The sequence below is a fragment of the Burkholderia stagnalis genome, from assembly GCF_902830275.1.
Lineage (GTDB): Bacteria > Pseudomonadota > Gammaproteobacteria > Burkholderiales > Burkholderiaceae > Burkholderia > Burkholderia stagnalis.
In genome coordinates this window covers 535260-556115 of sequence record NZ_CADESW010000002.1, presented here as the reverse complement: position 1 = coordinate 556115, position 20856 = coordinate 535260, and the positions used below count along the sequence as shown (strand labels likewise).

Here is a 20856-nt window from a genome sequence, read left to right as displayed (position 1 = left end):
CGTAGCGGGTGCGTCAGTGCGGCACGTGCAGCGACAGGTACAGCCCCGCCGCGAGCGACCCGCCGAGCAGCGGGCCGATCACCGGAATCCACGCGTAGCGCCAGTCGCTGTCGCGCTTGCCGGGAATCGGCAGCAGCGCGTGCATGAGGCGCGGCGCGAGGTCGCGCGCCGGGCTCATCGCGTAGCCGGTCGGGCCGCCGAGCGAGATGCCGATGCCGAGCACGAGCAGGCCGACCGGCAGCGCGTCGAGCGCGCCGAGGCCGACCTGCGGCGACGCGAGATACAGCACGCCGAGGATCAGCACGAACGTGCAGATCGCTTCGGTCAGCACGTTGTGGCGCACGCTGCGGATCGCCGGCGCGGTGCAGAACACCGCGAGCTTCAGGTCCGGATCGGCTTCCTTCGCGAAGTGCTGGCGATACGCGAGCCACACGAGCAGCGCACCCGCCATGCCGCCGAGCATCTGCGCGAGGATGTAGCCGCCGACCTTCGACCACGCGAACTTGTGCGCGAGCGCGAGGCTGACCGTGACGATCGGGTTCAGGTGCGCGCCGCTGAACGACGCGGTCACGTACACGGCGACGAAGACGGCCATCGCCCAGCCCCACACGATCACGATGAGGTCGGCGCCCTTGCCCTTGGTGTTGGCGAGCAGCACGTTGGCGACCGCGCCGTTGCCGAGCAGCACGAGGATCGCGGTGCCGATGAATTCTGCGAAATAAGGTGACATGTTGTCTCTCGTAGGTTGCGGCGGACTCGCGCGTCGCGCGGCCCGCCTGCATTGTTGTATTGCGTGATTGCCGCGGACGGTTACTGGGTGTCGTCGGCCCACGCCTTCGCGGCGCGCACCGCACGCTGCCAGCCCGACATGCAGCGTTCGACCTGCTCCTTCTGCATCGACGGCGAGAAGCGGCGGTCGAGCTGCCACTGGCTGCGCAGTTCGTCGAGGTTCTTCCAGTAGCCGATCGCGAGGCCCGCGAGATAGGCCGCGCCGAGCGCGGTCGTCTCGGTGATCTGCGGACGCACCGCGTCGACGCCGAGCAGGTCCGCCTGGAACTGCATCAGCAGGTTATTCGCGCTGGCGCCGCCGTCGACGCGCAGTTCGCCGACGCTGATCCCGGAATCGGCTTCCATCGCCGCGAGCACGTCGAGCGACTGGTACGCGATCGAATCGAGCGCCGCGCGCGCGAGGTGCGCGGACGTCGTGCCGCGCGTGACGCCGAACAGCGAGCCGCGCGCGCGGGCGTTCCAGTGCGGCGCGCCGAGGCCGGCGAACGCAGGCACGAGGTACACGCCGTCGGTGTGCGGCACGCTTTCCGCGAGCGCTTCGATTTCCGCCGCGCTCTTGATGATGCCGAGGCCGTCGCGCAGCCACTGCACGACCGCGCCCGCGATGAAGATGCTGCCTTCGAGCGCGTACTGCACGTCGTCGCCGATCTGCCAGGCGATCGTCGTGACGAGGTTGTTCTTCGACTCGATCGGCTTGCTGCCGGTGTTCATCATCAGGAAGCAGCCGGTGCCGTAGGTGTTCTTCACCATGCCCGACGTCGTGCACATCTGGCCGAAGAGGGCGGCCTGCTGGTCGCCGGCGATGCCCGCGAGCGGGATCTTCGACGCGAAGACGGTGGTCTTCGTGTGGCCGTAGATCTCCGACGATGCCTTCACTTCCGGCAGCATGCTGCGCGGGATGTCGAGCAGTTCGAGCAGCTCGTTGTCCCACTGGCGCGTGTGGATGTTGAACAGCATCGTGCGCGACGCGTTCGTCACGTCGGTCACGTGCAGCTCGTGCTTCGTGAAGTTCCACACGAGCCAGCTGTCGACGGTGCCGAACGCGAGCTCGCCGCGCTGCGCCTTGTCGCGCGCGCCGGGCACGTTGTCGAGGATCCAGCGGATCTTGGTGGCGGAGAAGTACGCGTCGATCGGCAGGCCCGTCTTCGCGCGCACCTTCGCCTCGAGGCCCTGCGCCTTCAGCGCGTCGCAGAAGTCGGCGGTGCGGCGGTCCTGCCAGACGATCGCGTTGTAGACGGGCTGGCCCGTCTCGCGATCCCAGACGATCGTGGTTTCGCGCTGGTTGGTGATGCCGATCGCGGCGATCGACGTGCCGTTCAGGCCCGTGCGGGTGACGGCCTCGGCGGCGACGCCGGCCTGCGTCGACCAGATTTCCTGCGGGTCGTGCTCGACCCAGCCGGGTTGCGGGTAGATCTGCTCGAATTCCTTTTGCGCAGTCGACACGATATTGCCCTGGCGATCGAACAGCATCGCGCGGGAGCTCGTCGTGCCCTGGTCGAGCGCGAGAATGTACTGATCCTGCATGTCTCTCATCTCCATCCGTAATTGGCTTAGTTGTGATGCGCGCCGCACGAAGGCGGCGCGTCTGGGTGAGTCGTGAATCGGTCAGGCGTGATGCACTTGCGCGGCGGCGAACCACGCGTCGAGCGCGGCCGTCACCGTGTCGAGCGTGCCCGGCGCGACGTGCAGGCCGAGCTTCGAGCGGCGCCACAGCACGTCCTGCGCGCGGGTCGCCCATTCGACGTCGCGCAGGTAGCGCAGTTCGGCTTCGTGGATGCCGGGCGCGATTTCGGCGCCGAGCTCGGCGAGCGACTTCGCGCCGCCGACCACGCGCTCGGCGCGCGTGCCGTACGCGCGCGCCAGGCGGCGCGCGAGCGCGGCGGGCAGCCACGGGTGACGCTTCGCGAACTGCCCGGCGAACACGTCGAACTTCGCATCGGCGATGTCGCCGCCCGGCAGCGGCGCGCCGGCCGTCCACGGCGCGGCGTCGCGGCCGAGCGCGCGGCACAGCATGTCGCCGGCTTCTTCCGCGAGCTTGCGGAACGTCGTGATCTTGCCGCCGAACACCGACAGCAGCGGCGCGCCCGCGCCGTCGTCCAGCTCGAGGCGGTAGTCGCGCGTGACGGCCGATGCGTTCGCCGCGTTCTCGTCCTCGAGCAGCGGGCGCACGCCCGAATAGGTCCAGTGCACGTCGGCCGGCGCGATCTTGCGCTTGAAGTAGCGGTTGATCGAGTCGCACAGGTACTGCGTCTCGTTGCCGTCGATCGCGACCTTGGCCGGATCGCTCGTGTATTCGACGTCGGTCGTGCCGATCAGCGTGAAGTCGCGCTCGTACGGAATCGCGAAGATGATCCGCTTGTCCGGGTTCTGGAAGATGTACGCGTGATCATGATCGAACAGGCGGCGCGTGATGATGTGGCTGCCCTTCACGAGGCGCACGCTGTGCTGCGCGCCGCGGCCGAGCGCGCCGTGCAGCACGTCGCCGACCCACGGGCCGGCCGCGTTCGCGATCGCGCGGGCATGCACGACATGGATCGAGCCGTCCGCGTGCTGCAGCCGCGCTTCCCATTCGTCGCCGCGCCGCTCGGCGGACACCAGCTTGGTGCGCGTGAGGATCTCGGCGCCGCGCTCCTTCGCGTCGAGCGCGTTCAGCACGACGAGGCGCGCATCGTCGACCCAGCCGTCGGAATACACGAAGCCGCGCTTGATCGAATCGATCAGCGGCGCGCCGGCCGGATGGCGGCGCATGTCGATGCCGCGCGAGCCGGGCAGCAGCTCGCGCTTCGCGAGGTGATCGTAGAGGAACAGGCCGATGCGGATCAGCCAGGCCGGGCGCAGGTTCGGCATGTGCGGCATCACGAAGCGCAGCGGCCACATGATGTGCGGCGCCGCGCGCAGCAGCGTCTCGCGCTCCTGCAGCGCCTTGCGCACGAGCCCGAATTCCTTGTACTCGAGATAGCGCAGGCCGCCGTGAATCAGCTTCGTGCTGGCCGACGACGTGTGCGACGCGAGATCGTCCTGCTCGCAGAGCAGGACCGACAGGCCGCGGCCGGCCGCATCGCGCGCAATGCCCGCGCCGTTGATGCCGCCGCCGACGACGAGCAGATCGTAGCGATTCGGTTGGGTCACCTGCTGTCCTTATCGTCTGATGGAAATTGACGAACACAAAATGTTCGGATTCGAAATTTAACGAACGAATTCGAAAAAGTAAAGTTCGATAAAGAGGGGCGGGTGGCGCATTCCGCGATCCGGGACGATACTGGGCGAATCGACCGTTTTTCGAGGTGAATCATGCGACCAGGGTCTGTTTACATATGGAAAGCACATGCGTTGCCACGAGAACGGCCGCTCGCGAGGCGCGCGACGCCGCGAATACTGGACGTATTCGCGAGGAGCGCAACGCGGCGAGCGGCCGTTCTCGTGGCAACCCCAAACTTTAAAAAAGCCATTCCAGGGGAATGCCCGAAATCGCATGTGCGTTCCATATGCAAACAGACCCTGGGGATGTGGGCCGGCGCGTTCGCCGTGCTGCTGGCGGGCTGCGTCGGCACGCCGCCGCTCGACGGCAGCTGGCGGGGGCCGTCGTTCGCGACGCTGCAGACTTCATGCGGCGGCGCTGCGCGCGACTGGGGCGCGGATGCGCAGCCGGTCTATTCGGCGCTGTACGACGCGTATGTGGCGAAGCGGTATCGCGGGGTGTCGGAAGCGAACTATTGCGCGTTCGTAAACGAACTTTCGGCGCGCTACGCGGCGCCGGATGCGCCGGCGCGGGCCGGCTGGGTCGCGTATCTGAACGACGCGCGCGCGAAGGCCATCAGCTGGCGCGCGGCGGTCGACCCGACGCTGCGCGGCGGCTGAGCGTCGCGGGTGGCGGCAGGCGGGAGGGGAACAGCGCGGCCGGCGGGCCGGCGCGCGCGGTCAGGTCAGGAATAGCGGACTTTGATGGAACGCAGCGCCGCGTCACCCGTCTCGGTCACGCAGTATTTGCGTCCCGATCCGAGCCCTTCGAGGCGGACGAGTTGCTGCTCGAGCAGGGCGTCGAGCTCATCGCGATCCATGTTGGCCTGATCGGGAGCATCCTTCACAAGCAATAGCGTGGCGAATTCATGCGGACTCAGCATCGTTCTCTCCATGGCATTCGGACTGCCCGCGCATCCGGCCCCGCGGCCGACGCGCGATACCCGGCGGGGTATGGCTTGGGGGGAAAAGCTGCATTCGCCGGCCATGCGATTCGCACGCGCCTGGGCACAGGCGGGAACGAGCGAACGGGCCGGGGAACTGGAGTCTAGTCGAGCGATTCGGCAACGCCAAATCGCGCCCCGTTAATTTTCCGTTTGACAGAAGAATGTGCCGCGAGCGGTTCGGTTGCCGCGCCAACTTCTTGATTTCACTTGAAGTTTCAGGTGCGGTGCAGCATCGCCGCCGTCATTCGGCGACGTACACCTGGGTGCCGGCGGCGGCGACCGTCTCCGCCATCTCCGGCGGCAGCGGCTTGTCGGTGAACAGCGCATGCACCTGGCTCAGGTGGCCCTGGCGCACCAGCGCCGGCCGGCCGACCTTCGAGTGGTCGGCCACGAGGTAGACGGTGCGCGCATGCTGCATGATCGCCTCGGCGACCCGCACCTCGCGGGTGTCGAAATCGCGCAGCGTGCCGTCGGTTTCGATCGCCGACGTGCCGATGATCGCGTAGTCGACCTTGAACTGGCGGATGAAGTCGATCGCGAGCTCGCCGACGATCCCCTTGTCCCACGGCCGCACGATGCCGCCCGTGATCAGCACCTCGCAGTCGGGGTAGCCGCTCATCATCGACGCGACGTTCAGGTTGTTGGTGATCACGTGCAGCCCGTGATGGCGGTTCAGCGCGCGCGCGACCTCCTCGGTGGTCGTGCCGAGGTTGATGAACAGCGACGCCTGGTCGGGGATGTGCGACGCGGCGAGCGCCGCGATGCGCCGCTTCTCGTCGTGGAACATCCGCTGGCGCGCGGTGTACGACACGTTCTCCGAGCTCGTCGGCAGGCTCGCGCCGCCGTGGTAGCGGCGCAGCAGGTTGAGGTCGGCCAGCCAGTTGACGTCGCGGCGGATCGTCTGCGGCGTCACCGCGAAATGCGCGGCGAGATCGTCGACGGTCACGAAGCCGTCGCGCTGCACCCATTCGAGCAATTCCTGCTGGCGCGCGTTGAGGGTGAGGCGGGGGTCTCGGGTCATGGCTCGGTGGCGAAGTCGTGAAGACGGAGCGGGTATTGTAAGGGCGTTCGGCCGGCATGCCGGACGCCGCCGGCCGGCGCGTCGTCGGCGCATTCATGCGCGGCATGCATGGATTCATGTGACAAATGAATTTGCCGGACCGCGCCGCTCGCGCTGCAATGGCGGATTGCCCGCGCGCTCGCCCGCGCCCCTTCAGCTTCCGACGAGGTGGAACCGATGACTGGCTTCAACTGGCACAACCCGTATCCGACCACGCGCATCCCGGTGTTCGCCCGCAACGTGGTGTCGACGTCGCACCCGCTCGCCGCGCAGGCGGGCCTGCGGATGCTGTGGAAGGGCGGCAACGCGGTGGACGCGGCGCTCGCGGCCGCGGCGGCGATCACGGTGGTCGAGCCGGTGTCGTGCGGGCTCGGCGGCGACGCATTCGCGCTCGTATGGGATGGCGGCACGCTGCACGGGCTGAACGCGTCGGGCGTCGCGCCGGCCGCGTGGAACGTCGACTACTTCCGCCGCCGCCACGGCGAGGACGCGCACGGCCGCGCACGCAAGCCGACGCGCGGCTGGGACACGGTCACGGTGTCGGGCGTGGTCGCGGGCTGGGAGGCGCTGCACGCGAAGTTCGGCTCGCTGCCGTTCGCCGACCTGCTCGAGCCGGCGATCGAGATCGCCGAGCGCGGCTATGCGGTGCCGCCGATCGTCGCGCACAAGTGGGCGGCCGCCGTGCCCGAGCTGCACGCGCTGCCGGGCTTCGCCGACACCTTCATGCCGCGCGGCCGCGCGCCCGAGGTGGGCGAGCGCGTGTGCCTGCCCGGCCATGCGCGCACGCTTCGCACGCTCGCAAAGGACGGCGCGCGCGCGTTCTACGAGGGCACGCTCGCCGAGCGCATCGCGGCGTTCGCGCGCGACGGCGGCGGCGCGCTGACCGAAGCCGACCTGCGCGCGTATCGTCCGGAATGGGTCGAGCCGATCGGCAAGCGCTATCGCGGCTGCACGATTCACGAGATTCCGCCGAACGGGCAGGGCATCGCCGCGCTGATCGCGCTCGGCATCGCCGAGCAGGCGGGCGCCGCCGAGTGGCCGGTCGATTCGCCGGAGTCGCAGCACCTGCAGATCGAGGCGATGAAGCTCGCGTTCGCCGACGTCTACCGCTATGTCGCCGACCCGCGCGCGATGGAGGTCACGCCCGCGCAGATGCTCGACGATGCCTACCTCGCCGAGCGCGCGAAGCGCATCGACCCGGCGCGCGCGACGCACTTCGGCCACGGCCGGCCGCCGTCGGGCGGCACGATCTACCTGTCGGCGGCCGACGAGCGCGGGATGATGGTGAGCTTCATTCAGTCCAACTACATGGGCTTCGGCTCGGGGCTCGTCGTGCCCGGCGCGGGGATCGCGCTGCAGAACCGCGGGCACGGTTTCTCGATGGACCCTGCGTCGCCGAACGTCGTCGCGGGCGGCAAGCGGCCGTTCCACACGATCATTCCGGCGTTCGTGACCGAGGAGGTCGACGGGCGCACCCATGCGGTGATGAGCTTCGGCGTGATGGGCGGCGACATGCAGCCGCAGGGCCATCTGCAGACCGTCGTGCGGATGCTCGGCTACGGCCAGCAGCCGCAGGCCGCGTGCGACGCGCCGCGCTGGAAGGTCAACCGCGATTTCACGCTCGACGTCGAATCGACGATGGCGCGCGCGACGGTCGACGCGCTCGCCGCGCGCGGCCATACGATCCAGTCGATCGACGATCCTTACATGGATTTCGGCTCGGGCCAGTTCGTGTGGCGGCTCGACCGCGACGATCCCGAGCGCGGCTACGTGGCCGCGAGCGACAGCCGGCGCGACGGGCAGGCGGCCGGCTTCTGACGGTTTCTGACGGTTCGCTTCCAGCGGGCATGACGAACGGGCGGCCAGGCGGCCGCCCGTTGCGTTCGCGCGAGACGTGTTCGAAGGACTTGTCTAACGAACGGCAATGAACGGCGCGGAACTGCGCCGTCCGGGCATGGTCAGTGCTCTGAAGCACGATCATCGAAGTCCGGCTAAGATGCCTGCATGGTTCGGCCGGACCCATTCCTAATAACGTCAAGCATCACGCCGCATTCGAAAAGGCCGGCGCCCACGCCGCGGGCGTGGGTCGGTCGCCGGATGGGGCGACTGGGAGCGCAACACCATGCACACTGAAACGACGCATGTCATGCCGTGGCGAATCGAGGACATCGACCTGAACCGGATCGATCGTCAGCGCGCCGCGGCGAACGAGGATTTGCTGCTGCTGCTGTGCGCGGCGTCGTTCATCGAGAGCGGTTCGGATCTCTACACGAGCAACCTGAGCGAGTTCTTCAACGACGATCCGGAAGTATCCGCGTGGCTCAACAATGCATGGGAGCACGAAGAATTGCAGCACGGCCGCGCGCTGAAGGCGTATATCGCGCACGTGTGGCCCGAGTTCGACTGGGATACCGCGTTCGCGAACTTCTTCGACGAGTATTCGAAGACCTGCTCGATCGACGCGTTCGAGAAAACCCGCGCGCTCGAGATGGTCGCGCGCTGCGTCGTCGAGACGGGCACGGCCACGCTCTATCGCGCGATCAACGAGTGCTCGGACGAGCCCGTGCTGAAGGAAATCACCGACAACATCCGCACCGACGAAGTGCGCCACTACAAGCACTTCTTCAAATATTTCAAGAAGTACAACCGGCTCGAAGGCAATGGCCGGCTCGCCGTGCTCGGCGCGCTGATGCGCCGCGTGATGGAAATCAAGAACGAGGATTCGGAGATCGCGCTGCGACACGTGTTCGCGATCCGCTATCCGGACCGCATCGGCGACAGCGAATACAGCCGTGCGCGGGTCGCGCGCATCAGTTCGCTCGTGCGGCGCAACCTGTCGGCCGACATGTGCATCAAGATGCTGCTCAAGCCGCTCGACCTGCCCGCGAAGATCCAGCCGGGCATCCACTATCCGCTCACGAAGCTCACGCAGCACGTGTTCTTCCGCTGATCCCGCCACGGGCCGGCCGGTCGCGGGTATGCTGCGCCATCATCCGCCATTCGACGAGGCCGCCCCATCATGACAGATTCGCATCGCCACGCGCTCGAGCAATGGACGTTCGACGCGTGGCCGCCGTCCGTCGTGTCGCTGTTCGACGGCACCGCGCTCGACCGCAAGGCCGATGTCGCGGCGCAGCTGATCGTCGCGACCGACGACGGCCAGCTGCGCACGACGCTGCTCAGCGTCGGCGAAATCTATGCGCGCGATGCGCGCGTGCTGCTGCTCGCGCTGTGGCCGAGCTCGCGTGCGGCGCGCGCGCTCGCGCAGCGGCGCACCGCCGCGTTGACGCTGGTCGACGACGGTGCGTTCCTGCAGGCGCAATTGAAGGTCGCGCCGCTCGAAGGGGCGTTCGGCGGGCTGGCCGGATTCGCTGCGACGATCGCGCACGGCGATGCGCAGCGGGTCGGCTATGCGCGTCTCGCGACGGGCGTCACGTTTGCGCTGGAAGGGGCGCGCACCGCGGTGCTCGAGCGCTGGCAGCGCCAGGTCGAGCACCTGCGGCGCGCAGCCGCGCGGCTTCAGTGACCGCGCTGGCCGCTGCGCGACGAACGGTTGCGGTTCGCGTGCGCGGCGTTGCCGCTGGCAGGGCGGGTCGCATTGCCGCCGCCGTTGCCCGGGCGGCCGCCGTTGCCCGAATTGCCGGAATTGCGCGGCTTCGCGGCCTTCGCCGTAGCGGCCTTCGGTTGCGCGGCGCCGTCGCGCTTCGCGGCCGGCTGGCCTGACGCGCCGCCGCGCGGCGCGCGATTGCCGCCGCCGCCGCCACCGCCATTGCCACCATTACCGCCGCGCGGCTGCTGGCCGCGGCGCTGCTGGATCGGCTCCGGCTTCGCGTTCGGATCGGGCTCGAAGCCCGCGATCACTTCCTGCGGAATCTCGCGCTTGATCAGCCGCTCGATGTCGCGCAGCAACTGCTTCTCGTCGACGCACACCAGCGACACCGCTTCGCCCGTCGCGCCCGCGCGGCCGGTGCGGCCGATCCGGTGCACGTAGTCTTCCGGCACGTTCGGCAGGTCGAAGTTGACGACGTGCGGCAGCTGGTCGATGTCGATGCCGCGCGCGGCGATGTCGGTCGCAACGAGCACCTGCAGCGTGTTGTTCTTGAACTCCGACAGCGCACGCGTGCGCGCCGACTGGCTCTTGTTGCCGTGGATCGCCATCGCGCTGATGCCGTCCTTGGTCAACTGCTCCGCGAGCCGGTTCGCGCCGTGCTTGGTGCGCGTGAAGACCAGCACCTGGAACCAGTTGTGTTCGCGGATCAGCTGCGTGAGCAGCTCGCGCTTGCGGTCGCGGTCGACCGGGTGGATCTTCTGCGCGACGGATTCGGCGGTCGTGTTGCGGCGCGCGACCTCGATCAGCGCCGGCGAATCGAGCAGGTTGTCGGCGAGCGCCTTGATCTCGTCGGAGAAGGTCGCGGAGAACAGCAGGTTCTGGCGGCGCGGCGGCAGCTTCGCGAGCACGCGCTTGATGTCGTGGATGAAGCCCATGTCGAGCATCCGGTCGGCTTCGTCGAGCACGAGGATGTCGAGATTCGACAGGTCGATCGTCTTCTGCTGCATGTGATCGAGCAGGCGGCCCGGCGTCGCGACGACGATGTCGACGCCGCGCCGGAGCGCATCGATCTGCGGATTGATGCTGACGCCGCCGAACATCACGGTCGAGCGCAGCTTCAGGTACTTGCTGTACGCCCGCACGCTTTCCTCGACCTGGGCGGCGAGTTCGCGCGTCGGCGTGAGGATCAGCGCGCGCACCGCGCGCTTCGCGTTGTGGTGTTCCGCGTAGAAGGTGTGCAGGCGCTGCAGGATCGGCAGCGTGAAGCCGGCGGTCTTGCCGGTGCCGGTTTGCGCGCCGGCGAGCAGGTCGCCGCCGCCGAGCACGGCGGGGATCGCCTGCGACTGGATCGGGGTGGGGGACGTATAGCCCAGCTCATTGACCGCCTTGACGAGCGGTTCGGCCAGGCCGAGGGATTCGAAAGACATATAGATACGGCTCTTGGGTGTTATGGTCGGCGACGCCTCGCGCGGCCTGCGCGGGGAATGGCGTCGCAAAAAGACAAAAGGGCGCGGCCGCGGTTTCCCGCAGCCGCGCCCCGTTTGCGTTACGCGTCGTTTAGTCGAGCGGTGCGGAACGCAGGTCGCTCACCTGTTGCGGCGAGATCGGCGAACCGTTGTTGCCCCACGACATCCGGATGTACGAGACGACTGCCGCAACCTCCTGGTTCGACAGCGACTGTGCGAACGGCGGCATCCCGTACGGACGCGGATTCTTGAACGTGCTCGGCGGATAGCCGCCATTCAGCACCATGCGGATCGGGTTCACGGCCGATTCCATCATGATCGAGTGGTTCTGCGCGAGCGGCGGATAGGCCGGCGGCTTGCCCTGGCCGTTTTCGGCGTGGCAGGTCGCGCAGTTGTCCGCGTAGATCTTCTTGCCTTGCTCGAGCAGCACGTTGCCGAACTGCTTCGACGGCTCGTACTGCATGTTCTTCGGCGCTTCAGCCTTCTGCGGGATCGACTTCAGGTACGTCGACATCGCGCGCGTATCTTCGTCGCTCATGTACTGCAGGCTGTTGTGAACCACGTCCGCCATCGGGCCGAACACCGCGCCCTTCTGCGACACGCCGGCCTGCAGCAGGTCGGACAGCTCCTGCACGTGCCAGTCGCCGAGGCCGAGTTCCTTGTCGTTCGTCAGCGACGGCGCGTACCAGTTCTGCAGCGGGATCAGGCCGCCGGCGAATGCCGACGAGTTCACCGGGCCGCCCATCATGTTGATCGACGTGTGGCACATCGAGCAGTGGCCGAGGCCTTCGACGAGATACGCGCCGCGGTTCCATTCGACCGACTTGGTCGGATCCGGCTTGTATTCGCCTTCCTTGAAGAACAGCGTGCGCCAGCCGATCAGCAGGTTGCGGTTGTTGAACGGGAACTTCAGTTCATGCGGACGGCTCGGCACCGACACCGGCGCGACCGAGCGCAGGTACGCGTAGATCGCATCGGAATCCGCGCGCGTGACCTTCGTGTAGCTCGCGAACGGGAAGCCCGGGTACAGCAGGCTGCCGTCCTTCGAGCGGCCCGTGTGCATCGCGCGGTAGAAGTCGTCCGACGTCCACTTGCCGATGCCGTTCTGGTCGTCCGGCGTGATGTTCGGGGTGTACATCGTGCCGAACGGCGTCGCCATCGGCAGGCCGCCCGCGAACGACTTGCCGCCGCGCACGGTGTGGCACGCGATACAGTCGCCGACGCGCGCGAGGTATTCGCCCTTCTTGATCAGCGCGGCCTGGTCGGCCGGCGTGGCCGCGACGGCGGCGGCGCCGTGCAGCGTGTCGTTGCCGGGCCACAGGACCGGCACGAGGGCCGCTGCCGCGACGATCGCGACAGCCGAGAGTGCAAACAGGGACTTGCGTTTCATTGTGTCTGTCTCCCTAGCCTTATTGCGGTTCGCTGCCGCAGGCAAGCGGAGTCTTCATCGCGCGGGCCGGGGCCGGCACGGGGTTGGCGGGCGCCGGTTGGGCGGCGAGCCATGCCGTCACGGCGGTCACGTCTTCGTCGGAAAGCTTGGCGGCGATGTCGTGCATGCAATCCGGCGCCTTCGCGTGGCGGTTGCCCGAGCGCCATGCGCCGAGCTGCGCGCTCAGGTAGTCGGCGTGCAGGCCGACAAGGCCCGGGATCGCCGGCTGCATGCCGGTGAGCGTCGCGCCGTGGCAGGCCACGCAGGCCGGCAGCTTGCGCGACGGATCGCCCTGCGTCGCAAGCTGCTTGCCGCGCGCGAGCGTCGCGGCCGGCAGGCTCGGCTTCGCCGGCGCCGGGTACGGCGGGCGTTCGGCCGAGAAGTGCTCGGCGATCTCGCGCAGGTAGTCGTCGTTCAGGTACGTCAGCAGATAGTTCATCGGCGGGTACTTGCGCCGGCCGTCACGGAAGTTGACGAGCTGGTTGTACAGGTACTCGGCCGGCTTGCCGGCAAGACGCGGGAAGTAATCGTTGTCCGTGCCCTGGCCATGGACGCCATGGCAGGCCGTGCAGCCGCGCACGCGCTCGGCCATGGTATCGGGCGCCTTGAGCGGCGCCTGATGGGCCTGGGCTTGCTCCGTGGGCTTGGTCTGCGCTTGGGCAGCGCTCATAAGGCCCGCTCCGCCGATCAACAGAACGGCGAGCAGCGGACGGAAGAGGCGTCTTGAAGACACACGAGACTCCATGATTATTCGTCGGGGACCTGTCCGGGCTACGACCGGCTCGGCATGAAGGCAGGGGCAGCCGGGCTGCTGCGACGCGGCATTCTATCATCGATGGGTAATGACGGCTATTTGGCTAATAGTCATCGATTCCTGTCTGTTTGCGACTTGCGACAATTTGACGCGCGTCGTGTGGTCCCGGTGTGAACCGGCGTGCGTTTTGGCCATCGAAGACCGTACACTCGCGGGTCGCGCGGCGCCGCCTCCGCCGCAGATCGTGTCGTTCCCCCCTGTTTCCGGATTCATCGATGACGTTTTCTACCGTGCCGTTGCCCGCCTCCCGTTGTCCATCCCGCCGCCGCGCCGCCGGCATGCCGTCCCGTTGCGGCCGCAACGGAGGGCGTGCGCGATGAGAGTCGACAGCTTGTGGATCGGGCAGGTCGCGCTCGCCGCGCTGATGGACGCCGCCTTCGCGATGGCGGTGGGTTCGGCGCTGCTCAAGGGCTGGCTCGCGAAGGACGGCGCGCGGCCCGTCATCGCGCCGTCGCATCCGGCCTGGCTGCGCGCGCAGCATTCGCTCGCGGCGGCGGCCGCGGTGCTGGTGCTCGCGGATCTCGGCTGGCTCGTCTATGAAGCGGCGGCGATGAGCGGCGCGGGGCTCGGCGGCGCCTTCGGCGCGATTCCGACGGTGCTCGCGCAAACTCACGCGGGCTTCGCGTGGAGTGTCGCGTTCGGCGGCGCGCTCGTGCTGGCCGTCGCCGCGCTGCTGCGGCCGGACGGCCCGCTCGCGTATGCGGTGCTGTGGCTCGCGGTGATCGTGATCGCGGCCGGCAAGGCGCTGCTCGGCCACGTGGCCGACACAGGCCTGTTCTCGGCGGCTGCCGCCGTGCAGACGCTGCACCTGCTCGTCACCGCGGTGTGGGGCGGGCTCGTGCTCGCGGGTGGGCTCGCGGTGCTGCCGGCGCTCGGCTCGTCGGTCGCGCGCGGCGCGCTGATCCGCATCGGGCAGCAACTGTCGCGCACGTCGATCGTCGCGGTGGTGTTCGTGCTCGGCACCGGCGCGCTCAACGCGCTGCGCGGGCTCGGCGGCTCGCTCGCGCCGCTCGACGGCAGCGCGTGGGGCCGCGTGCTGCTGCTGAAGGCGCTGCTGATTGCGCTTGCGCTGATGCTCGGCGGGCTGAACCGCTTCTCCGCGCTGCCGCGCCTGCGCCGCACCGCGTCGACCGAGGACGCGCACACGTTCCGCAACGTCCTGCATCTCGAAGGGCTGACGATGCTCGGCGTGTTCGTCGCGGCCGCGGTGCTGGCCGCCAGCGTGCCGGGCTTCGCGGCGCTCGGCTGACGCCGGCGTTATCGAACGACGCGGCGCCCGCGCGGCGCCGCGCCCGCCATCACCACTCGGCGACGCTGCCGTCCGCGTGGCGCCACACCGGGTTGCGCCAGCGGTGGCCGGTCTTCGCCATCTCGCGCACCTTCTCCTCGTTCACGTCGATGCCGAGCCCCGGGCCCTGCGGGATCGTCACGAAGCCGCCGTCGTAGCGGAACACCTCGGGGTTGCGCAGGTAGTCGAGCAGGTCGTTGCCCTGGTTGTAATGGATCCCGAGGCTCTGTTCCTGGATGAATGCGTTGTAGCTGACCGCGTCGAGCTGCAGGCACGCGGCGAGCGCGATCGGGCCGAGCGGGCAGTGCAGCGCGAGCGCGACGTCGTAGCATTCCGCGAGCGTCGCGATCTTGCGGCACTCGGTGATGCCGCCCGCATGCGACGCGTCGGGCTGGATGATGTCGACGTAGCCGCCCGCGAGGATGTGCTTGAAATCCCAGCGCGAGTAGAGCCGCTCGCCGAGCGCGATCGGCGTGTCGGTCTGGTTGACGATGTCGCGCAGCGCCTCGGCGTTCTCCGACAGCACGGGCTCCTCGATGAACATCAGCCGGTACGGGTCGAGCTCCTTCGCGAGCACCTTCGCCATCGGCTTGTGCACGCGGCCGTGGAAGTCGACGCCGATGCCGACGTGCGGCCCGACCGCGTCGCGCACGGCCGCGACGTTCGCGATCACCTGCTCGACCTTGTCGTAGGTGTCGACGATCTGCAGCTCCTCGGAGCCGTTCATCTTCACCGCCTTGAAGCCGCGTTCGACGACCGCGCGCGCGTTGTTCGCGACGTCGCTCGGCCGGTCGCCGCCGATCCACGAATAGACCTTGATGCGGTCGCGCACCTGGCCGCCGAGCAGCGCATGCACGGGCACGCCGTGATGCTTGCCCTTGATGTCCCACAGCGCCTGGTCGACGCCCGCGATCGCGCTCATCGTGATCGGCCCGCCGCGGTAGAAGCCCGCGCGGTACATCACCTGCCAGTGATCCTCGATCAGCAGCGGATCCTTGCCGACCAGGTAGTCGGCGAGTTCGTGCACGGCCGCTTCGACCGTGTGCGCGCGGCCTTCGACCACCGGCTCGCCCCAGCCGACGATGCCCTCGTCGGTCTCGATCTTCAGGAACAGCCAGCGCGGCGGGACGACGAAGGTTTCGAGGCGGGTGATCTTCATGACGCGGGTCTCCAGGGGAAGGACTTTGCGGCTATCCTAGCGGATACGATCGAAAAATAGTATTAATAGCACTATTGCGCAGATAGTGGGCAGCCCGGCCTGGGGCCGGGCTGTTCGCATTTCGGGAGAACGACCATTCAACACGACCTGCATGGACAGACGGCATTCCGGCTCGCGACGGCGATCCTGCGCGGCGACTACCCGCCGGAATCGCTGCTGCCGAGGGAGCCCGAGCTGATGGAGATGTTCGGCGTGAGCCGCACGGTGCTGCGCGAGGCGCTGCGCACGCTGACCTCGAAGGGGCTCGTCGAATCGCGGCCGAAGGTCGGCACGCGGGTGCGGCCGCGCCGAGCATGGAACCTGCTCGATGCGGACCTGCTCGACTGGTACGCGCGCGTCGCGCCGCCGCTCGCGTTCGCGCTGAAGCTGCAGGAGATGCGCGAGATGGTCGAGCCGCATGCGGCCGCGCTCGCCGCGCGCGCGCACGGGCCCGACACGTTCGAAGCGATCGACGCGGCCGCGCGCGCGATGGCCGACGCGCGCAACGTCGACGAATGGGTGCGCGCCGACCTGCAGTTTCACCTGAGCGTGCTGGAGGCGGGCGGCAACGAGCTGCTGGTGCCGCTCGGCGCACTGATCGACCGCACGCTCGAGGCGCAGCTGCGGCTGAATGCGCGCCGCGCCGACGTGTACAACGCGTCGCTCGCCGAGCATCTGGCCGTGTGCGATGCGATCCGCGCGCGCGACGCGCAAGGCGCGCACCGCGCGATGGCGGCGCTGCTCGCGGTCACCCGCGCGCGCATCGAGTCGACGTGATGGGATGACGCGGGGCGGGGCGGGCCGCGTCGAGGCCGGGAGAGCGCCGCTCAGGCGGCTGCGTAGCCGTTGGGCTTGAGAGCGCGCTGCGTCGACGCCGGATTTCAGACCGGGAGAGCGCCGCTCAGGCGGCTGCGCAGCCGTTGGGCTTGAGAACCCGCTGCGTCGACGCCGGATATTTCGCGAGCAGGCTCGCCGGGCGGCGCGGCCGCGCGACCAGTTCGCCGCCGCAGTTCGGGCATTGTCCTTTCAGGACCGTGTCGGTGCAGCTGGCGCAAAACGTGCACTCAAACGTGCAGATCCGCGCGTCGGCGGAATCGGGCGGCAGGTCCCTGTCGCAGCATTCGCAGCCGGGGCGAAGTTCAAGCATGTCGGTCTCCTCGATCGTGGATGGGCCCCGGACGTTGCGGGGGCGCCGGCGGCACGCTACTGTAAGCGCATCACCGCGAGTTGACCAATGGCCGCCGATTCGAGCGGGCCAGACAGGAGACGACCATGCTTTACCGAGGCAGCTGCCATTGCGGCGACGTGCAGTTCGAGGTGGACGGCGACTTGACGGGCGTGATGGCGTGCAATTGCTCGATCTGCCGGCGCAAGGCCGCGCTGATGTGGTTCGTGCCGCGCACGAACCTGTACCTGCTGACGCCGGAAGAGAACCTCGCGACCTACACGTTCAACAAGCACGTGATCCAGCATCGCTTCTGCAAGCGCTGCGGGATCCACACGTTCGGCGAGGGCACCGATCCGAAGGGCAACCGGATGGCGGCGATCAACGTGCGCTGCCTCGACGACGTCGACGTCGACACCTTGCCGGTCACGCATTACGACGGCCGCTCGCACTGAGCGGCGGCGCGCTCACGACGCCTGCGCGCGCCCCTGCGGCGGCGCGGGCGCCTCGGCCTGCGGGCCGCTCGCGGCCGGCCGCTCGATCAGCGGCGCAAGCGCCGGCGCCATCGATTTCAGCAACTGCACCGCCATCGCGCTCGTGAAGTCGTAGCGCGCCGCGTACGGTTCGTGCGCGGTCGCCGTCAGCACGCCGAAGAAGCGGTCGCCGAGCATGAACACGAACGTGCCGCTGCGGTTCACCTTGCGCGACTCGATCAGCCGCGCGCCGCGCGCATAGACGTTGAAGCGCTGGTCGCCGGTGCCGGTCTTGCCGATCACCTCGAGCGTCTTGCCGCTCGGCAGCGTCATGCCGCCCGCGAGGCGCCGCGCGGTGCCGCTCTGCACGACGTCGCGCAGCAGTTCGTGCACGACGTCGACGATTTCCGGCGACAGCGTCGGCTGCGGCTGCGCCGCCGCGCGCACGAAATGCGTCTCGTACGGCGTGCCCTTCGCGAAGTCGAGCCGCGAGATCGTCTCGGTCGGCGCCTTCGCGCCGCCGTTCGCGATCAGCCCGATCAGCTTCGCGAGCGCGTCCGGCTGGTCGCCCGACGCGCCGATCGCCGCCGCGTACGACGGCGTGACTTCGGCGAACGGATAGCCGAGCTCGCGCCACGACTTGCTGATCGCCGCGTACGCGCGCACCTCGACCATGCGGCGGATGCGCCGGTCTTGCGTGCCGTGGTAGCGCGTCTTGTACAGCCACGAGTACGTGTAGAAGCGCGCGTCGCGGCTGTCGCGCTGCACGTCGGCGAGCTTCGCGTCCGGATGCGCGCGCAGGTAGTTGAGCGTCCACAGCGCGAGCGGATGCACGCTCGCGATATAGCCGCGATCGTTCAGGTTGAAGCGGTCGATCGCGTATTTCGCGTAGAGCGCGGCGAGATCGTCGTCGTCGATCGTCGCGGCCGGCGTGCCCTTCAGCTGCGCGCGCATCTGCGCGCTGAACCACGCGAGCGATTCGTTCGGCGCGACGCTGCGCAGCACGGTCGCGAGCTTCGGCGGCGACTTGCGCACGTCCTTCAGCATCAGCGCGAGCGCGCTGTCCGCGGGCTTGCCCGCGTAGCGCGTGTAGAAGCGCTTCACGTAGACCTGGCTCTCGCCGTCGACGAACTGCTGTAGGTATTGCCGGCGCTGTTCCGGATCGCCGAGCCACGACGTCGACGGCCCGGACGTGCGGATCATCTCGTAGTGGACGATGTCGCGCATCAGCCGCACGAACACGAGGTTCACCGAATGCTCGAACGCCTGGTGCAGCGTCAGGATCCGGTGGTTGTCCGATTTCTCGAAGTTGCTGAACACCTGCGCGCCGCCGCCCGTGTAGAACACGTCGGGGCTCGCCGAATACTTGCGCTCGACGGCCGCGTCGAGCATCGCCTGCAGCGAGCGGTCGCGCGTGTGCGACAGATAGTCGAGCGCCCAGCGCGACAGGTTGTCGAGCGGGTCGGGCCGCACGCGCGCGAGCGCTGCGTTCGACAGCGCGCCGTAGCGCGCGTGCAGGTCGGAGACGATCTGCAGGTACGTGATCAGCGTGCGCAGCTTCGCGGTCGAGCCGAGGTTGATGCGCCCGCCGCGGTTGACGTCGAACGGCTGGTTCACGCTGTCGGTCTGCACGCGCAGCACGTTCGCGCCGTTGCGCCGCTCGTACAGCGTGAAGCTGTACGTGAGGTGCGACGGATCGTCCTTCGGCGCGAGCATCTCGTAGCCGTACAGGCCCGCGGCCTGCGCGCCGTCGCGGGTGGCCGCCTTCGCGAGCCGCTCCGCAACCGCCTGCTGCACGCCGTTGTCGAGCGTGCTGGTCGCCTGCAGGTCGAGCTGGTCGAGCTGGTAAAGATCGTCGAGGCCGAGCGCCGAGAGCAGCGACGCGCGCGCCGACGTGATCGCCTTGCGCGAAATGAACGACTGCACGTGCGCCGCAGCGGGCGGCTTTGCGCGGTCGATCTGCGCGGCGAGCGCGGCGTCGCGCAGCGCGGGCGTGATCACGCCGCCGGCGGCGAGCAGCCGCAGGTAGCTGTCGGTCAGCCGCTGTAGCGTCGGGTAGCCGCCGTTCAGGAAATACGACGGCGCGCGCTGCGCGATCATCAGCGACAGCACTTGGCGGAACGCCTCGCCCTGCGCATCGAGGTTCTCGGCCGTGGCGGGCGCGGCGAGGATCCGGTTCACGTCGTTGAAGTCGCGCCCGTACCACGCGGCGAGCCCGTCGCCGATGCCGGTGATCTCGCCGATGTGCGGCCGCGCCGCGAGCGGCACCGAGTTCAGGTAGTGCACGACGATCGTGCGGCGCGCGGCCATCGTCTGCGGGCCGTTCAGGTATGCGCGCACCGACGCCGACGCGATCTGCCGCAGCTTCTCAGGCGGCGTCGCGGTGCGGCCGCCGGGCGAGTGGCGGAATTTCTCGATCTGCGTCGCGAGCGTGCTGCCGCCCGGCCGCGCCTGATGACGGTTGACGACGTGCAGGCCCTGGTCGACGATCGCGCGGCCGAAGCGCCCCCAGTCGATCGCCGGGTTGCGGTTCGGCTGGCTCGGGTCGAGCAGGTAGCGATCCTCGATGAACAGCAGCGCATCGACGACCACGCGCGGCACCGCGTCGAAGTCGCGATAGACGCGCTGCGGGAAGGTGGTCGCGAACAGCGGGGCGCCCGTCGAATCGAACAGCATCAGCCCGGTCTGGTCCTTTTCGTCGTACGGAAGAAACAGGCCGCGATCGGCGAGCGCGAGCATCCGCTCGGAATCGCGCGCCTGCTTGCTGACGACGAAGCCGCGCGCGAGCAGCCGCGCCTGGAACCCCGGGATCATCGCGTAGCCGAGCCGTTCGTCGTACGGGCCGTTGGCCGGGAACCGCACGTGGTCGCTCGCGCCGGCTTCGACCGCATAGCCGACGTCGCGGGTCAGGTCGGACAGGTAGCGGGCCTGCAGCCGCGAGGTCTCGATTTCGACCTGCACCAGCCGGGCGACGATCGCGACCGCGATCAGCACCGTGGCCAGCAGCGACCATTTGATCCACGTCCAGACCGACGCAATGCCGGTCACCCGCGGCAGGATTCGATTCAGCGGCCGATTCATAGCGGCGTCTCCCTGTGGGGGCAGGCTCCGGCCGCACCCCATTAAGAACCAGTTTAGTCGTCCACGGCCTGCTGCCAAGGACGGTTCCACACAGAGATGCGTGCTCGCAACGCGCATTCCCGCGGGCGGGGAGTGAGTGGGCCGGATCGGTGCGGCGCCGCACCGCCGTGGCACACGTCAGGCAGGTTCCGTACCCGCCATGCGCGTTTTCGGCCGGCGGTATTCGAAATGCGCATGGGTGTTGGGGCGGCGAATTTGGTTGACTACCCTGCGCCCGTATTTGTCCGGTTCGCGCCGCGTCAAAATGGGGCCTGATAGGGTCTGTTATGATGCGCGCCGCGGGGCGCCCGGACCCGCCC

General features: G+C 68.6%; 18 protein-coding genes. 7 read left to right on the top strand and 11 right to left on the bottom strand.

Annotation, left to right across the window (positions count from 1 at the left end):
- Positions 1–13: 13 nt before the first annotated feature.
- The 3 genes from HWY45_RS06550 to glpD all read right to left on the bottom strand — a co-directional run bounded on the left by HWY45_RS06550 (position 14) and on the right by glpD (position 3918).
- Complete coding sequence (locus HWY45_RS06550) at positions 14–730, bottom strand: MIP/aquaporin family protein (protein WP_059802193.1); 717 nt, start codon at positions 728–730, stop codon at positions 14–16.
- Positions 731–810: 80 nt separating this feature from the next.
- A complete protein-coding gene (glpK, locus tag HWY45_RS06545) occupies positions 811–2313 on the bottom strand; it encodes a glycerol kinase GlpK (protein ID WP_059566078.1) in 1503 nt (500 codons plus the stop codon).
- An 81-nt stretch (positions 2314–2394) separates the two neighbouring features.
- Positions 2395–3918 (bottom strand): glycerol-3-phosphate dehydrogenase, encoded by a 1524-nt coding sequence (gene glpD, locus HWY45_RS06540; RefSeq protein ID WP_059879851.1) that lies wholly within the window; start codon positions 3916–3918, stop codon positions 2395–2397.
- Positions 3919–4293: 375 nt separating this feature from the next.
- Here glpD and HWY45_RS06535 point away from each other — a divergent pair, with 375 nt between their 5' ends.
- Entirely contained in the window at positions 4294–4647 is a 354-nt protein-coding gene (locus HWY45_RS06535; protein ID WP_059566076.1) for a hypothetical protein, read from the top strand.
- 65 nt (positions 4648–4712) lie between these two features.
- Here HWY45_RS06535 and HWY45_RS06530 read toward each other — a convergent pair whose 3' ends face one another.
- Complete coding sequence (locus tag HWY45_RS06530; RefSeq protein ID WP_026045169.1) at positions 4713–4910, bottom strand: phage tail assembly chaperone; 198 nt, start codon at positions 4908–4910, stop codon at positions 4713–4715.
- Between the two features lie 304 nt (positions 4911–5214).
- Positions 5215–5994 (bottom strand): DeoR/GlpR family DNA-binding transcription regulator, encoded by a 780-nt coding sequence (locus HWY45_RS06525; RefSeq protein ID WP_017334115.1) that lies wholly within the window; start codon positions 5992–5994, stop codon positions 5215–5217.
- 216 nt (positions 5995–6210) lie between these two features.
- Between HWY45_RS06525 and HWY45_RS06520 the strand changes: the two genes are divergently transcribed.
- From HWY45_RS06520 to HWY45_RS06510, 3 genes are all read left to right on the top strand, one after another.
- Entirely contained in the window at positions 6211–7851 is a 1641-nt protein-coding gene (locus HWY45_RS06520; RefSeq protein ID WP_059879848.1) for a gamma-glutamyltransferase family protein, read from the top strand.
- 304 nt (positions 7852–8155) lie between these two features.
- Positions 8156–8983, top strand: coding sequence for a ferritin-like domain-containing protein (locus tag HWY45_RS06515; protein WP_059566074.1), 828 nt, complete (start codon positions 8156–8158; stop codon positions 8981–8983).
- Positions 8984–9052: 69 nt separating this feature from the next.
- Positions 9053–9559 carry a hypothetical protein gene (locus HWY45_RS06510; RefSeq protein ID WP_059879845.1) on the top strand — a complete coding sequence of 169 codons (507 nt, stop codon included), beginning with the start codon at positions 9053–9055 and terminating at the stop codon, positions 9557–9559.
- Here HWY45_RS06510 and HWY45_RS06505 read toward each other — a convergent pair.
- The 3 genes from HWY45_RS06505 to HWY45_RS06495 all read right to left on the bottom strand — a co-directional run bounded on the left by HWY45_RS06505 (position 9553) and on the right by HWY45_RS06495 (position 13223).
- A complete protein-coding gene (locus HWY45_RS06505; protein WP_059879842.1) occupies positions 9553–11010 on the bottom strand; it encodes a DEAD/DEAH box helicase in 1458 nt (485 codons plus the stop codon). The two genes, HWY45_RS06510 and HWY45_RS06505, sit on opposite strands and share 7 nt — an antisense overlap.
- Positions 11011–11140: 130 nt before the next feature.
- Positions 11141–12439: a c-type cytochrome gene (locus tag HWY45_RS06500; RefSeq protein ID WP_059566071.1), complete on the bottom strand. Its 1299-nt coding sequence runs from the start codon at positions 12437–12439 to the stop codon at positions 11141–11143.
- 19 nt (positions 12440–12458) lie between these two features.
- Positions 12459–13223, bottom strand: a complete 765-nt coding sequence (locus HWY45_RS06495; protein ID WP_059802179.1) for a c-type cytochrome — start codon at positions 13221–13223, stop codon at positions 12459–12461.
- Positions 13224–13608: 385 nt separating this feature from the next.
- On the opposite strand from HWY45_RS06495, the gene HWY45_RS06490 reads away from it, so the two are divergent.
- Entirely contained in the window at positions 13609–14541 is a 933-nt protein-coding gene (locus HWY45_RS06490; protein WP_059879839.1) for a CopD family protein, read from the top strand.
- A 49-nt stretch (positions 14542–14590) separates the two neighbouring features.
- On the opposite strand, the gene dgoD is transcribed toward HWY45_RS06490, so the two are convergent.
- A complete protein-coding gene (gene dgoD, locus HWY45_RS06485) occupies positions 14591–15739 on the bottom strand; it encodes a galactonate dehydratase (protein WP_059566068.1) in 1149 nt (382 codons plus the stop codon).
- Between the two features lie 99 nt (positions 15740–15838).
- On the opposite strand from dgoD, the gene HWY45_RS06480 reads away from it, so the two are divergent.
- Positions 15839–16555 carry a FadR/GntR family transcriptional regulator gene (locus HWY45_RS06480; RefSeq protein WP_059879836.1) on the top strand — a complete coding sequence of 239 codons (717 nt, stop codon included), beginning with the start codon at positions 15839–15841 and terminating at the stop codon, positions 16553–16555.
- Positions 16556–16679: 124 nt separating this feature from the next.
- Here the strand turns inward: HWY45_RS06480 and HWY45_RS06475 are convergent, their stop codons facing one another.
- Positions 16680–16925 (bottom strand): DUF1272 domain-containing protein, encoded by a 246-nt coding sequence (locus tag HWY45_RS06475; protein WP_059879832.1) that lies wholly within the window; start codon positions 16923–16925, stop codon positions 16680–16682.
- Positions 16926–17050: 125 nt separating this feature from the next.
- On the opposite strand from HWY45_RS06475, the gene HWY45_RS06470 reads away from it, so the two are divergent.
- Positions 17051–17398 (top strand): GFA family protein, encoded by a 348-nt coding sequence (locus HWY45_RS06470; RefSeq protein ID WP_059879830.1) that lies wholly within the window; start codon positions 17051–17053, stop codon positions 17396–17398.
- Between the two features lie 12 nt (positions 17399–17410).
- Here the strand turns inward: HWY45_RS06470 and HWY45_RS06465 are convergent, their stop codons facing one another.
- Positions 17411–20497 (bottom strand): transglycosylase domain-containing protein, encoded by a 3087-nt coding sequence (locus HWY45_RS06465; RefSeq protein ID WP_059879826.1) that lies wholly within the window; start codon positions 20495–20497, stop codon positions 17411–17413.
- Positions 20498–20856 lie beyond the last annotated feature (359 nt).